Origin of the sequence: Pseudomonas sp. LAMO17WK12:I10, assembly GCF_900215185.1 — a bacterium.
In the GTDB taxonomy this organism is placed as follows: domain Bacteria; phylum Pseudomonadota; class Gammaproteobacteria; order Pseudomonadales; family Pseudomonadaceae; genus Aquipseudomonas; species Aquipseudomonas chlororaphis.
On record NZ_OBDX01000031.1, the window covers coordinates 71,431 to 84,231 of the forward strand.

Genomic DNA, 12,801 nt, shown 5'->3' on the forward strand with positions numbered 1-12,801 from the left:
TGTAGCCGCTGCCCATAGGCTGCGATCGGCCGGAACGGCCGCAACGTACTCAATAGCGCTGAAGGCCTTCGGCCTTATCGCAGCCCTTGGGCAGCGGTTCCATTTGTTGTTGTGTTTAGAAGCTCAGATCCACCTTGGTCCAGAGCGTGCGCCCCGGTTCGTTGATGGCTTGCGGGTCATTGGCCGGGTAGCCGAACCCGGCGTTGCCGGCCAGGTTCAGGTGCTCGGCGTAGGCCTTGCCGAACAGGTTGTCGACGCCGGTGCTGACCTTCAGGTTCTTGTTGATCCGGTAGGCGCCGTTGAGCGAGAACACGCCGAAGCCGCCGCTCTTGCCGAAGTCCTTGCCGACCACGTTGCCCTTGTTTTCATCGATGCGGTTCTGCGCCGCCACCACCCGCCACAGGGCACCTGCGCTCCAGTTGTCCGCGCTGTAGGTCAGGCCGAAACGCGCGTCCAGCGGCGGCATCTGCGGTAGCGGCGAGCCGTCGCTGCTGTTCTTGCCCCAGGCGTAGGCGAGGGTGGCATCGGCCTTCCAGTTGTCGGTCAGCTTGTAGGCCGCGCCGAGCTCGCCGCCCATGATGCGGGCGTCGATGTTCTCGGCTTGCGAGGTCATGCCCATCATCCCGGGGCGGTAGTTGAACAGGATGTAGTCGCGTACCTGGCCGATGTAGCCCGAGGCCCAGGCTTCCAGTTCCGCGGTCTTGTATTGCAGGCCGAAGTCGAGCTGGGTGGTCTTTTCCGGCTTGATCGAATCGAAGGCGTTGACCGATCCGGACGGGCCCATTTTCGGCGAGAACAGCTCCCAGTAATCCGGGAAGCGTTGCGCGTGGCCGAGGCCGGCATAGACCGTGGTCGGGCTGTCGGCCAGGTCATGCTCGTAGCGGATGAAACCGCTGGGCAGGGTGTCGGCGCGGGTATTGCCGGCGGTCGGATTGGGCCGGGTCATCATTCCGGAACCGATGCTCTGGCGGTAGTCCTTGGCCGAGGCGCGGTCCACTCGGGCGCCGCTGATCAGCCGGTCGCGGTCGGCGGCGTACCAGGTCAGTTCGCCGAATGCGCCGTAATTATGGAAGTCGGCGTCCTTGGTGCGTGGTTGGTCCTTATAGGTGTCGATCCCCATGCCTTTGCGCTGACGGTGCTCGTTGGTCTGCGCATCGATACCGCTGATCAACTGCACATCGGCCCAGCGCCAGGTGGCCTTGATCCGCGCGCCGAGGGTGCGGCGGTCGACGTTGCTGGCCATGGGGCCGGCCATCATCCCGGTGCCGGACGGCGTGCGCAGGCTGTAGTTGTCCATCACGTGGTCGGCGTAGTTGTAGTAGACCTGCGCCTCGACCTTATCCAGCACCTCGCCGATATTGGAGCGCTCGAAACGCAGGCCCAGGCTTTCCCGCTTGAACTGCGAACCGTCCATGCCGCGCCCGGCGTAACGCGCTTCGCCGTCGCCCTTGCCGGCGGTGAGCTCCAGCAGGGTGTCGGCGTCCGGGGTCCAGCCCACGGCCACGTCACCGTTCCACTTGTCGTAGCGCGACGGCACGGTGTCGTTGTTGCCGTCCTTGTAGTCGTCGGAATGGGCCTGGTTGCCGATCACCCGCACGTAACCCAGCGGTCCGCCGGCGGCGGCATCCACCACTTTGTCGAAGCGGCCGTTGGAACCGGCCAGGACGCTGGCGTTGACCCGGGTACCCAGCTCGCCGAAGTTTTCCGGCTCGCGATCGAAGAGGATGGTCCCGGCCGAAGCGCCCGGCCCCCAGAGCACGGTTTGCGGGCCTTTGATCACCGTCAGCTTGTCGTAGGTTTCCGGCGAGATATAGGAGGTCGGCGCGTCCATGCGGCCGGGGCAGGCGCCGAGCATCATGCCGCCGTTGGTGAGGATGTTCAGGCGCGAGCCGAACATGCCGCGCAGCACCGGGTCGCCGTTGGTGCCGCCGTTGCGCACCAGGGCGAAGCCGGGAATGGTCTTCAGGTAGTCGCCGCCATCGCTGGCCGGGACTGGCTGGCGCGGATCCTTGGGGTTGGTGACCACGGTCAGCGGTGAGCTGGGGGCGATGGCGGTGATCACCGTCGGGCTCAGTTCTTCGCCGTGCTGGCTGTGATCCACCGGTTGTTCGGCCGCCAGGGCCAGCGGCGTGAGCAGGGCACCGCAGAGCAGGGCGATGGCGTGGTTGAAACGTACGCGAGGTTGGTTCAGGGCAAAGGTAGCGGGGGCCTGGGCGGAGCACAGGCGAGTGTCAGCAGAAAACCTGGACATAAAGGTTCCATCAATCATTTCGTAAACAACACGGCCAGCAGCCTGCGGCTGTCTTTTCTACAGTCGGCCGGGTGAAGTGCGGTTGAGAGGTTTACGCAATGACTGGCGGGGCGCGGGTCCGGGCGCCGGGGAACACCGTCTGCCGGGCATGGCCCAGGCGCGGCGAGGGGGTGAGGAAGTGGCTGGACGGCGAATTGTCGAGCGCCGTGAACGACAGGCTGCCAGGCAGTGCCGGGCAGTTGAACAGCAGGCTGCAGTAACCGCATTTTTCCCAGAGCGCATGGTGTTCGCCCTGGACCTTGCCGTGCTCCGTGCCGTGAGGGTTTTCACCGTGGCAGCCGGGCTCGCCCATGTCCATCGACATGGACAGGTTCATCGGCATGGCCTGATCCATCGGCATCGACTGGGAAATCAGCGGACCGATAAAGATCATCAGCATGGCGAACAGGCTGATCCAGCTGCCGCGCCGTACTTTCACGGGCGTGCGCACGGATCGCCGGGTGCCGGGCGAGCGCAAGGCGTTCACGGTAACGATGGCCGGGGCTTATTGGGCGTGCATGTGTTCCTGGCTGCCCGCGGGCGCCTGCTTCTGCACCGCCACTTCGACCGTGACGTCGCCGGATTTCTCGAAGTGCAGGGTCAGCGGGAAGCGCTTGCCGTCGCTGAGCAGGCTGCGGTCTTTGAGCTCCAGCAGCATCACGTGATAGGCCATGGGGGCGAAGGTGACGGTCGCGCCCGGGGCAATCGCCACGTTGGGCACCTGCTGCATTTTCATCAGGTCGCCCTGCTGCACGTGTTCATGCAGCTCGGCCTTGCCCGAGATCGGCGAGTCGACGCCGAGCAGGCGGTCGGCATTCTTGCCGGTGTTGTGAATGACGAAATAGGCCGCCACCGTCGGTGCGTTGGGCGGCAGCTCCTGCGACCAGGGGTGGGCAATCTGCAACTCGCCAGCCTGGTATTCATGGGCGGCGGCAAAACCAGCGGGCAACAGCAGGGCGGCCAGCAGCAAGGCTTGCAAGGCCTGTACGGATTTCAACATGGCAGTTCTCCAGAACGATTCGACACGCAGATCAATTGCGAGGTGGAATCAGACCAGAGGTGAAGCGCGGGGATTGAGGCTCGGCCATTGCTGGCGTGGCGTGGGCATGACCAGCGCGGGTGGCGCGACGCTGCGGTTGGACTCGAAACGGGCGAAATACAACTGCGGCGCATGGCCTGGCAGGGCGACCAGGGGCGCCGAGCCGGAACAGCACCAGCAGTGCTGCATGGTGGAATGATCGTCGTTCTGCGGGGCTTGCTGTTCCAGCTTGCCCAGGGAGATCGCCACCAGCTTGGTGCCGCTGGAGGAACAGAAACTGCCCCACAACAGTTGCTCGGCAGGTGCTCGATCGCTCTGCTGCATGGCTCCCGAAAGCGGCATGGCAAGCATGTTGAACAGCACTGCGAAGCAGGCGATCCAGGCAAATGCGAGCCGTTGTCGGGACATGGTGACGATCCGTCAGGTTGAGCGAACAGGGGGGTATTTAGCCTGATCGCTGTGGATAAGTAAAAAGGCGCCGTGCGGTGTGGTGTCGCAGAGCCACCTGGATTGGCCGTTCCTCAGTGAGCCGGTACCGCGCGGACCTCGATGGCCACGCCGAGCTTGGCGCGGATGGCGGCGAAGATCGCGGCCAGGTTGTCCATGCTCGGGTTGCCGCTGGCGGACAGCATGCGATGCAGGCTCTTGCTGGGCTTGGCGGTCTCGCGGGCCAGGGCTTCGAAGCCGATGGTGGCGTTGACCAGGTCGCGCAGAATGATCCGCGACATCTCCGGTTCGCCGTTGAGAAACAGCGTAGCAGCCTCGTCCAGCAGCGCCTGGGAAAACGCCGGGTCGCGCTCGGCGCGTTCGGCAATGCTGTGCTTGAAGCTTCGAGTCAGTGCCATGGGTGTCACCTCGTTTTCAGTTCGGCCTTCTTGCGGTGATGGAATTCGGCGATCAGTTTCTTCGCCTGCCTGATGTCGGCTTGCTGGGTGGACTTGTCGCCACCGCCAAACAGGATCACCAGGTGCCGGCCTTCCTGGAGCAGGTAGATCCTGTAGCCGGGGCCCCAATCGATGCGGTATTCGCCAAGCCCGTCGAACCACTTGATGTTGGATGTGTTGCCCATTTCCAGGCGCAGCAGCGCGGTGGAAACCTTGACGGCTGCCTGGGTATCCAGCGTTTCGAACCAGCGACCGAAGGGGCTGCGCTGGTTCTCTTGCTGGTATTCCTCGACTGTAATCATCGTCGGCCTTAAAGGTAACAAATAAGTTACTATATGGATAGGCCTTTGATCGTGCCGCAAAGCCTGTCCGTGGCCAACGCCGCAAGTGTTTCCTCTGTCTTCAATACGCGAAGGTCCCGTGGCGCGGCGGCCAGGGCTGCGCCCTACCGTTCAGCGGGGGACTTGGTAACTCGATGTATCGGCCGGGTTTTGCGCGGCCAGGCGGTCAGCGCAGGGCCTGGAGCAACTCGTCCAGGTCATGGAATTCCCGATCGACGGCTGGCAACGACGGCCGTTGCAGGATCAGCACCGGCACCCCACGCTCGCGCGCCACTTCCAGCTTGGGTTCGGTGGCGCTGCTGCCGCTGTTCTTGCTGATCAGCACGTCGATACGGCGGCGTTCGAACAGCTCGCGTTCGCTGTCGATCAGGAAGGGGCCGCGTGCGCCTATCACTTCGCACCGGTCATTGCCGGGGTACGGGTCGAGGGCGCGCAGGGTCCAGAACTGTCCGGCGGGGATCTCATGCAGATGCTGCAAGGGCTCGCGGCCCAGGGTGAACAGCGGGCGCTTGAAGGGTTCGAGTGCCTGGACCAGTTGGGCCCAGTCGCGGACTTCGCGCCAGTCGTCGCCGGCCTGAGCCTGCCAGGCCGGTCGGCGCAGAGCCCAGCAGGGGATGTCACACAGCTGCGCGGCCGTGGCGGCATTCTGGCTGATCCTGGCGGCGTAGGGATGAGTGGCGTCCAGCAGCAGCTCGATGCCTTGCTCGCGGATGAACCGGGCCAGGCCCTCGGCGCCGCCGTAGCCGCCGACCCGCACCTGGCAGTCCAGGTCAGTGGGCACGCGCCCGATGCCCGCCAGGCTATAGATGTGCTCCGGCCCCAGGGTCCGGGCGATGGCCAGGGCTTCGGTCACGCCGCCCAGCAGCAGTACGCGCTTCATCGAAAAGCTCCGGCATGGCCGACGATGCCGCCCTGGCGATCGATGGCGAAGACTTCGACCTGGACCTGTGGCGGCACCACGCTGCGCGCGAAGTCCAGGGCGTGCTGGCACACCGCGTCGCCCAGGGCGATGCCGGCGGCGCTGGCCATGGCCAGCGCTTGCTGGCTGGTGTTGGCGCCGCGGATGGCGCTTTGCAGCACCGGGTCGGCGCCGACCGCCGCGGCCCATTCGGCCAGTTGCGGCAGGTCGATGCTGGAATGGCGGCTGTGCAGGTCCATGTGCCCGGCCGCGAGCTTGCTGATCTTGCCGAAACCGCCGCACAGGCTGAGTTTGTCCACCGGCACTTTGCGCAGGTGCTTGAGCACGGCGCCGACAAAGTCGCCCATTTCGATCAGGGCGATTTCCGGCAGGTCGTAGACGCGGCGCATGGTGTCTTCGCTGGCATTGCCGGTACAGGCGGCGATGTGCAGGTAGCCGTTGGTCTTGGCGACGTCGATGCCCTGGTGGATCGAGGCGATATAGGCCGCGCAGGAAAACGGCCGCACGATGCCGCTGGTGCCGAGGATCGACAGGCCGCCGAGAATGCCCAGGCGCGGGTTCATGGTTTTCAGCGCCAGGGCTTCGCCATCCTCGACGTTGACCGTGATCTCGAAGCCGCCCTGGTAACCCTGTTCCCGGGCCAGGGTTGCCAGGTGCTCGCTGATCATCCGGCGCGGCACAGGATTGATCGCCGGTTCGCCCACACCCAGCACCAGCCCCGGCCGGGTCACGGTGCCCACGCCTTGGCCGGCGATGAAACGAATGCCGCTGTCCGGGCTCAGGCGCACCTGGGAATAGAGCAGGGCGCCGTGGGTCACGTCGGGGTCGTCGCCGGCATCCTTGATCGTGCCGGCTTCGGCGCCGGTGTCGGTGAGGCGGCAGAATTCCAGGCGCATCTGCACCTGCTTGCCCTTGGGCAGGACGATCTCCACGGCGTCGCTGCTGGCGCCGCCGAGCAACAGGCGCGCCGCCGCCAGGCTGGTGGCGGTGGCGCAGCTGCCGGTGGTCAGGCCGCTGCGCAGCGGGGCGGGTTGTTCCGCCGTTTCTTCACGCATGCTTTATGGCCTTGTGTAGGAGCGAGCTTGCTCGCGATAGCGTTCGCCAGACGGACCGTGTGGTCTGGATCGCGAGCAAGCTCGCTCCTACAGGGGAGGGCAGGGTGCTCATAGCGGTTTGACGAGGTCGAGCAAGGTAATGGGCAGGGCCTGGCGCCAGGTGTCGAAGTCCCCCAGGGGCAGGGCCTGGGCAACATGGATGCGGGTCAGCTCGCCGCCATGCCGTTCGCGCCAGGCCATCAGGGTCGTTTCGCTTTGCAGGGTCACGGCATTGGCCACCAGCCGGCCACCGGGCTTGAGCCGGGCCCAGCAGGCGTCGAGCACGCCGGGGCGGGTCACGCCGCCGCCGATGAAGATCGCGTCCGGGGCTTCCAGGCCATCCAGCGCCTGGGGCGCGCTGCCGCGAACCAGTTGCAGGCCGGGCACGCCGAGGGCGTCGCGGTTGTGTTCGATCAGTTGCTGGCGGCCTGGGTCGGCTTCGATGGCCAGGGCCCGGCAGCTGGGGTGCGCGCGCATCCACTCGATGCCGATCGAGCCGCTGCCGGCGCCGACATCCCACAACAGTTCGCCGGGCACCGGGGCCAGGCGGGCCAGGGTAATGGCGCGGACGTCGCGCTTGGTCAGCTGGCCGTCATGCTGGAAGGCCGAGTCGGGCAAGCCGGCCAGGCGCGACAGGCGCGGAGTATCGGGTTCGGCCAGGCATTCGATGGCCACCAGGTTGAGGTCGGCGATGGCCGGGTCGCTCCAGTCGTTGGCGGTGCCTTCGGTGCGTCGCTCGGCCTCGCCGCCCAGGTGCTCGAGCACGCTGAGCCGGCTCGGGCCGAAGCCGCGTTCGCGCAGCAGCGCGGCGATGGCCGAGGGGCTGAGGCCGTCATTGCTCAGGACCAGCAGGCGCACGCCGCTGAACAGCTGGGCGCTGAGGGCAGCCACGGGGCGGGCGACCACCGAGAGCGTCACCACCTCTTGCAGCGGCCAGCCCAGGCGCGCGGCCGCCAGTGAATAAGAGGAAGGCGAGGGCAGGACTTGCATTTCTTCCTGGGCCACCTGCCGCGCCAGGCTGGCGCCAACGCCGAACAGCATCGGGTCGCCGCTGGCCAGCACGCACACCGGCTCGCCGCGCTTGGCCAGCACCGGCTCCAGTGAGAAAGGGCTCGGCCACAGTTGCCGCTCGCCGCGAATGCACACCGGCAACAGGTCCAGTTGCCGCTGGCCGCCGACGATCCGTGAAGCTCCCATCAGGGCCCGTCGGGCGTTCTTGCCCAGGCCCTTGAAGCCGTCTTCACCGATTCCCACTACTGTCAGCCAGGGCGACATCGCTATTCCTCGAGGGTAAAACCTGTTCTTCCGACAGGCAGGCTTTTCATGCCTTCGGACAAAGCAGGCATAATACCGCGCCTTCGCCCGCGAAGCGCCTTTCCCACACAGCCGGTCACCCCCTTGAACGAACGTCCGATGTCCACCGCCTTACGCCCCTCGGCCTGTCCGGGGTTGCTGCGTATCGTCCCGGCACTGGACGGCGGTATCTGCCGGATCAAGCTGGCCGGCGGGGCGATCAGCGCCGCCCAGGCCCGCGCGGTGGCCGCTGCGGCCGAGCGTTATGCCGGCGGGGTGATCGAGGCGACCAACCGCGCCAACCTGCAGATTCGCGGGATCGGCGCTGAGCATCAGGCGCTGATCGCCGAGCTGCTGGCCGCCGGCCTGGGGCCGACCACCGCGGCCGGCGATGACGTGCGCAACCTGATGCTCAGCCCCACGGCCGGGATCGACCGCACGATGATCGTCGACACCCGTCCCCTGGCCGGGCAGATTCTCGCCACTGTGCAAAGCCATCCGCGCTTTCATGAGTTGTCGCCCAAGTTCGCCGTGCAACTCGACGGCGGCGAAGCCCTGGCCATGCTGGAACATCCCCATGACCTGTGGCTTTCGGCGTTCGAAGGCGCGGGCGAGCCCTGGCTGGCCTTTGGCCTGGCCGGCTGCCCTGGGGACCGACCCCTGGCCAGCGTGGCGCTGGAGGATGGGCTAGCCCTGGTGGTGACGGTGCTGGAGCTGTTCCTCGACCTGGCCCGCCCCGAACAGACCCGCATGCGCCAGCTGTTGGCGGAGCACTCGGCGGAGGAGCTGCTGGCGCAGGTGTCCGCGCGCTTGCCGGGGCCGGTGATCAGGGTGGGCGATTGGCAGCGCGAGCCCCCTTCCGAGCCGCTGCATATCGGCACTTATCCACAGCGGCAACCGGGCCAGGTCTATGTTGGTGCCGTCACGCCCCTGGGGCGGCTGGACCCGTCGATGCTGCGCGGCGCGGCGCAGCTGGCCGAGCAATGGGGCGATGGCAGCCTGAGGTTCACCCCCTGGCAGAGCCTGCTGCTACCGAACCTGCGGGCCGAAGACGCGGCTGAAGTCACGCGCCGCCTGCAACAGCTGGGGTTTCTCTGCTCGCCGCAGCAGCCCCTGGCCCACCTGATTGCCTGCACCGGTTCCAGCGGTTGCGGCAAGGCCCTGGCCGACACTAAGGGCGACGCGGTGAAACTGGCTGCCTTGCTCCAGCGCCACGGCCATCAGCTGGACGTGCACCTGTCCGGCTGCTCGCGTTCCTGCGCCGCCGCCCATGTGGCACCGGCTACCTTGCTGGCTGTCGCCCCCGGTCGTTACGACCTCTATTTTCGCGATGCCGCGCAGCCGGGTTTCGGCACGCTGCACGCACGTAACCTTTCCCTTGAAGCGGCCGGCGCATTGCTCGATGCCCGCCCACGGAGCAACACCCATGATTGATTACATCCGCGACGGTCAGGAGATCTATCGCAACTCCTTCGCGATCATTCGCGAGGAGGCCAGGCTCGATCGCATCCCCGCGGACCTGGAAAAGCTCGCGGTGCGGGTGATCCATGCCTGCGGCATGGTCGATGCCATCGACGGCCTGCAGTTCTCCGAAGGCGCGGGCCAGGCCGGGCGCGCTGCCCTGGCGGCCGGCGCGCCGATTCTCTGCGATGCGCGCATGGTGGCCGAAGGCATCACCCGCGCCCGTCTGCCAGCGAACAATCAGGTGATCTGCACCCTGCGCGACGAAAGCGTGCCGGAGCTGGCCCGCGAGCTGGGCAACACCCGCTCGGCGGTGGCCCTGGAACTGTGGCGGCCGTACCTGGAAGGCAGCGTGGTGGTGATCGGCAATGCCCCGACCGCGCTGTTCTACCTGCTGGAAATGCTCGACGCCGGCGCGCCGAAACCGGCGCTGATCCTCGGCTTCCCGGTAGGTTTCGTCGGCGCGGCCGAGTCCAAGGCGATGCTCGCCGCCGACAGCCGCGGCGTGCCTTTCGTGATCATGCAAGGTCGCCTGGGCGGCAGCGCCATGGCCGCCGCCGCCGTCAACGCCCTGGCCACGGAGATCGAATGATGCAGCAACCTGGACGTTTGATCGGCCTGGGCGTCGGCCCCGGTGATCCGGAACTGATTACCGTCAAGGCCCTGCGCCTGCTGCGCGAATCGCCGGTGGTGGCGTACTTCGTCGCCAAGGGTAAAAAGGGCAATGCCTTCGGCATCATCGAAGCGCACCTGCAAGGCGCGCAGACCCTGGTGCCGCTGGTCTACCCGGTGACCACCGAAGTGCTGCCGGCGCCGCTGTCCTACGAGCAAGTGATCAGCGACTTCTACGACAGCGCCGCCGAAGACTTGGCCAGGCACCTGGACGCCGGCCGTGATGTGGCGGTGATCTGTGAAGGCGACCCGTTCTTCTACGGTTCCTACATGTACCTGCACGACCGCCTGGCCGAGCGTTACCCGGCCGAAGTGGTGCCGGGGGTGTGCTCGATGCTCGGTGGCGCCTCGGTGCTGGGCGCGCCGCTGGTGTATCGCAACCAGAGCCTGTCGGTGCTCTCCGGCGTGTTGCCCCATGACGAACTCAAGCGCCGCCTGGCCGATGCCGACGCGGCGGTGGTGATGAAGCTGGGGCGCAACTTCCCCAAGGTGCGCCAGGTGCTCGAAGAGCTGGGCCTGGCCGAGCGCGCGCTGTACGTCGAGCGCGCGACCATGGCCAACCAGAAGATCGTGCCGCTGGATGAAGTGCAGCCGATGTCCTCGCCGTATTTCTCGTTGATCATCGTGCCCGGTGAAAGGTGGCAAGGTTGATGGCCCGTCCCGCACTGGCCATCGTCATCCTTGGCCAAGGCAGCCTGGCGACTGCGCGCAAACTTCAGCAGCTGTACCCGGACGCGCTGATCCACGGCCTGGCCGAACGGGTCGAGGGCGCCGACCGCCCGTACCAGGAGTTTGGCACGACCCTGCGCCAGCTGTATCAACAGGACACGCCGATCATCGCCCTGTGCGCCGCGGGCATCGTCATCCGCACCCTGGCGCCGCTGCTGCTGGAGAAGGGCGCGGAGCCGCCGGTGCTGGCCGTGGCCGAAGACGGCAGCGCCGTGGTGCCGTTGCTCGGTGGCCTGGGCGGAGTGAACGTCATGGCCCGGGAAATCGCCGCCGGGCTGGGTGTGGCGGCGGCCATCACCACCAGCGGCGAGCTGCGCTTCGGCACCTGCCTGCTCAACCCGCCCAGCGGCTATGCCCTGGGCGATCTGGAACTGGGCAAGCGTTTCGTCTCCGACCTGCTGGGCGGTGAAAGCGTGCGCATCGAAGGTGCCGCGCCCTGGCTGGCCGAGGCCCGGTTGCCGGAAGACCGGCACGCCCGGTTGACCATCCGCGTCGGCTCGGCCGAGCGCGAGCCCGCCGCCAACGAACTGCTGATCTACCCGCGCAGCGTGCTGATCGCCTGCAACGGCAAGATCGCGGGTGCCGATGCGCTGCGCGAGGCCTTGCACCAGAAGAGGATCGCCGTGCAATCCGTCGCCTGCCTGCTGGCCGCCGACTGCGACATGGCCAGCCCGGCCTTGCGCCAGGCCGCCGCCGACCTGGGCGTGCCCCTGCGTTTCGCCCCGGCGGCGGGCAGCGTCGCCGAGTTGGCGCAACAGGCCGTGCCACAACTGTTGCCCCCGCTCAGCGTGGGTGAAGACATCGCCATTGCCGTGGCCAGCCAGCCGCTGGACCCGCAGCAGATCGGCCGCCCCCGTGGCCGCCTGGCGGTGATCGGCCTGGGCCCTGGCGCCGCCGAACTGATGGTGCCGGCGGTGAAAGCCGAACTGGCGCGGGCCAACGATATCCTCGGCTACGAAACCTATGTGCGCATGGCCGGCCCATTCCGCGCCGACCAGGTCATGCACTGCACCGACAACCGCGAAGAAATGCAGCGTGCCCGTCACGCCTTCGAGCTCGCGGCCCAAGGCCGTTCGGTGGTGGTGGTGTCCTCCGGCGATCCGGGGGTCTTCGCCATGGCCGCGGCGGTGCTGGAAGCGCTGCACGAATCCAGCGAGCCGGGCTGGCATCAGGTCGAGCTGGAAATCCTTCCCGGGGTTTCCGCTTCCCTGGCCACCGCGGCCCAGGCTGGCGCGCCCCTGGGCCACGACTTCTGCGTGCTGTCCCTGTCGGACAACCTCAAGCCCTGGGCAATCATCGAGAAGCGCCTGGACCTGGCGTCCCAGGCCGACCTGGCGCTGGCGTTCTATAACCCGATCTCGCGTTCGCGTCCTTGGCAGCTGGGGCGCGCGCTGGAGATCGTGCGCCAGCACCGCACTGCGGACACGCCGGTGGTGCTGGGGCGGGATATCGGGCGTCCGGGGCAGACGTTGCGGGTTATCACCCTGGGCGAGCTGACACCGGAGCAGGTGGATATGCGCACCATGGTGTTGGTGGGGTCATCCACGACCTGTGTGTTTCCCAAGGCTGGAGGGGGGGAGTGGGTGTATACGCCGAGGTGGTACGGGCAGAAACCTTAGGTAACCTCGAACCGCTGTAGGGGCGAGGCTTGCCTGCGATTTAGGTGGTGGCCTCGCTGGGGGTGTTGGGCGGTGTACATATCCGTTTCTGCGGTAACGGCCACTTAGGGTTCCGCCCTTACGGCGGGTCACTTTTGGCAAACGCCCCAAAAGTAACCAAAAGGTCTCGCCCGGTATGACTCACCCACATAGGTAACAGAAAAGTTCAAGCACATAGGTAACAGTTTTTAACTGGCAGGGTCGATTCCGAGGAGCTGACCATGCCGTGGCGAGAGCTGAACCCTATGGACCTTAAAGTGATGTTCATTGCCGACTATCTGTCGAGACGCTTTAACTTCCGCGAACTGTGTGCGGCACACAGCATCAGTCGAAAAACGGGCTACAAATGGGTAGCCCGTTACAACGCAGAGGGTGTGCAGGGCTTGGATGAGCGCAGTCGCAGTCGGCATGCTCAGGCACA

General features: G+C 66.6%; 14 protein-coding genes. 5 read left to right on the forward strand and 9 right to left on the reverse strand.

All coding sequences use genetic code 11. The features are described from left to right. Nucleotides 1-115: 115 nt before the first annotated feature. The 9 genes from CRO75_RS26655 to cbiE form a co-directional block, all read right to left on the reverse strand. A complete protein-coding gene (locus CRO75_RS26655) occupies nucleotides 116-2,251 on the reverse strand; it encodes a TonB-dependent copper receptor (protein ID WP_097139283.1) in 2,136 nt (711 codons plus the stop codon). 91 nt (nucleotides 2,252-2,342) lie between these two features. Further along, on the reverse strand, nucleotides 2,343-2,741 hold the full coding sequence (locus CRO75_RS26660) for a DUF2946 domain-containing protein (RefSeq protein ID WP_081232256.1): 399 nt from the start codon (nucleotides 2,739-2,741) through the stop codon (nucleotides 2,343-2,345). 54 nt (nucleotides 2,742-2,795) lie between these two features. Next, nucleotides 2,796-3,290: a copper chaperone PCu(A)C gene (locus CRO75_RS26665; protein WP_053259471.1), complete on the reverse strand. Its 495-nt coding sequence runs from the start codon at nucleotides 3,288-3,290 to the stop codon at nucleotides 2,796-2,798. A gap of 48 nt (nucleotides 3,291-3,338) precedes the next feature. Beyond that, nucleotides 3,339-3,737 (reverse strand): DUF2946 domain-containing protein, encoded by a 399-nt coding sequence (locus tag CRO75_RS26670; RefSeq protein WP_097139285.1) that lies wholly within the window; start codon nucleotides 3,735-3,737, stop codon nucleotides 3,339-3,341. A gap of 113 nt (nucleotides 3,738-3,850) precedes the next feature. After that, complete coding sequence (locus CRO75_RS26675; RefSeq protein WP_097139287.1) at nucleotides 3,851-4,174, reverse strand: transcriptional regulator; 324 nt, start codon at nucleotides 4,172-4,174, stop codon at nucleotides 3,851-3,853. Between the two features lie 5 nt (nucleotides 4,175-4,179). Continuing rightward, nucleotides 4,180-4,515, reverse strand: coding sequence for a type II toxin-antitoxin system RelE/ParE family toxin (locus tag CRO75_RS26680; protein ID WP_097139289.1), 336 nt, complete (start codon nucleotides 4,513-4,515; stop codon nucleotides 4,180-4,182). A gap of 205 nt (nucleotides 4,516-4,720) precedes the next feature. Next, a complete protein-coding gene (locus tag CRO75_RS26685; protein WP_097139291.1) occupies nucleotides 4,721-5,434 on the reverse strand; it encodes a cobalt-precorrin-6A reductase in 714 nt (237 codons plus the stop codon). After that, on the reverse strand, nucleotides 5,431-6,528 hold the full coding sequence (locus CRO75_RS26690) for a cobalt-precorrin-5B (C(1))-methyltransferase (RefSeq protein ID WP_097139294.1): 1,098 nt from the start codon (nucleotides 6,526-6,528) through the stop codon (nucleotides 5,431-5,433). The genes CRO75_RS26685 and CRO75_RS26690 overlap by 4 nt, the downstream gene beginning before the upstream one ends. 108 nt (nucleotides 6,529-6,636) lie before the next feature. Continuing rightward, entirely contained in the window at nucleotides 6,637-7,842 is a 1,206-nt protein-coding gene (gene cbiE, locus CRO75_RS26695; protein WP_097139297.1) for a precorrin-6y C5,15-methyltransferase (decarboxylating) subunit CbiE, read from the reverse strand. Nucleotides 7,843-7,980: 138 nt separating this feature from the next. Here cbiE and cobG point away from each other — a divergent pair, with 138 nt between their 5' ends. The 5 genes from cobG to CRO75_RS26720 all read left to right on the forward strand — a co-directional run. Beyond that, the gene (cobG, locus tag CRO75_RS26700) at nucleotides 7,981-9,294 is read left to right on the forward strand and encodes a precorrin-3B synthase (RefSeq protein ID WP_305889182.1); all 1,314 of its coding nucleotides are present in this window, start codon (nucleotides 7,981-7,983) and stop codon (nucleotides 9,292-9,294) included. Further along, nucleotides 9,287-9,913 (forward strand): precorrin-8X methylmutase, encoded by a 627-nt coding sequence (locus CRO75_RS26705; protein ID WP_007932940.1) that lies wholly within the window; start codon nucleotides 9,287-9,289, stop codon nucleotides 9,911-9,913. The genes cobG and CRO75_RS26705 overlap by 8 nt, the downstream gene beginning before the upstream one ends. Then, on the forward strand, nucleotides 9,913-10,644 hold the full coding sequence (locus tag CRO75_RS26710) for a precorrin-2 C(20)-methyltransferase (protein ID WP_085533687.1): 732 nt from the start codon (nucleotides 9,913-9,915) through the stop codon (nucleotides 10,642-10,644). The genes CRO75_RS26705 and CRO75_RS26710 overlap by 1 nt, the downstream gene beginning before the upstream one ends. Then, nucleotides 10,644-12,341: a precorrin-3B C(17)-methyltransferase gene (cobJ, locus tag CRO75_RS26715; RefSeq protein WP_097139302.1), complete on the forward strand. Its 1,698-nt coding sequence runs from the start codon at nucleotides 10,644-10,646 to the stop codon at nucleotides 12,339-12,341. The genes CRO75_RS26710 and cobJ overlap by 1 nt, the downstream gene beginning before the upstream one ends. A 260-nt stretch (nucleotides 12,342-12,601) precedes the next feature. Beyond that, the coding region (locus tag CRO75_RS26720; RefSeq protein ID WP_143504073.1) for a helix-turn-helix domain-containing protein at nucleotides 12,602-12,801 on the forward strand (200 nt) is incomplete at its 3' end.

Excerpts from the sequence above, each read along its gene's own strand:
- CRO75_RS26655 (WP_097139283.1), bottom strand. The coding sequence starts at position 2,251 with ATGTCCAGGTTTTCTGCTGACACTCGCCTGTGCTCCGCCCAGGCCCCC.
- CRO75_RS26665 (WP_053259471.1), bottom strand. The coding sequence starts at position 3,290 with ATGTTGAAATCCGTACAGGCCTTGCAAGCCTTGCTGCTGGCCGCCCTG.
- CRO75_RS26670 (WP_097139285.1), bottom strand. The coding sequence starts at position 3,737 with ATGTCCCGACAACGGCTCGCATTTGCCTGGATCGCCTGCTTCGCAGTG.
- CRO75_RS26675 (WP_097139287.1), bottom strand. The coding sequence starts at position 4,174 with ATGGCACTGACTCGAAGCTTCAAGCACAGCATTGCCGAACGCGCCGAG.
- CRO75_RS26680 (WP_097139289.1), bottom strand. The coding sequence starts at position 4,515 with ATGATTACAGTCGAGGAATACCAGCAAGAGAACCAGCGCAGCCCCTTC.
- CRO75_RS26685 (WP_097139291.1), bottom strand. The coding sequence starts at position 5,434 with ATGAAGCGCGTACTGCTGCTGGGCGGCGTGACCGAAGCCCTGGCCATC.
- CRO75_RS26690 (WP_097139294.1), bottom strand. The coding sequence starts at position 6,528 with ATGCGTGAAGAAACGGCGGAACAACCCGCCCCGCTGCGCAGCGGCCTG.
- cbiE (WP_097139297.1), bottom strand. The coding sequence starts at position 7,842 with ATGTCGCCCTGGCTGACAGTAGTGGGAATCGGTGAAGACGGCTTCAAG.
- cobG (WP_305889182.1), top strand. The coding sequence starts at position 7,981 with ATGTCCACCGCCTTACGCCCCTCGGCCTGTCCGGGGTTGCTGCGTATC.
- CRO75_RS26705 (WP_007932940.1), top strand. The coding sequence starts at position 9,287 with ATGATTGATTACATCCGCGACGGTCAGGAGATCTATCGCAACTCCTTC.
- CRO75_RS26710 (WP_085533687.1), top strand. The coding sequence starts at position 9,913 with ATGCAGCAACCTGGACGTTTGATCGGCCTGGGCGTCGGCCCCGGTGAT.
- cobJ (WP_097139302.1), top strand. The coding sequence starts at position 10,644 with ATGGCCCGTCCCGCACTGGCCATCGTCATCCTTGGCCAAGGCAGCCTG.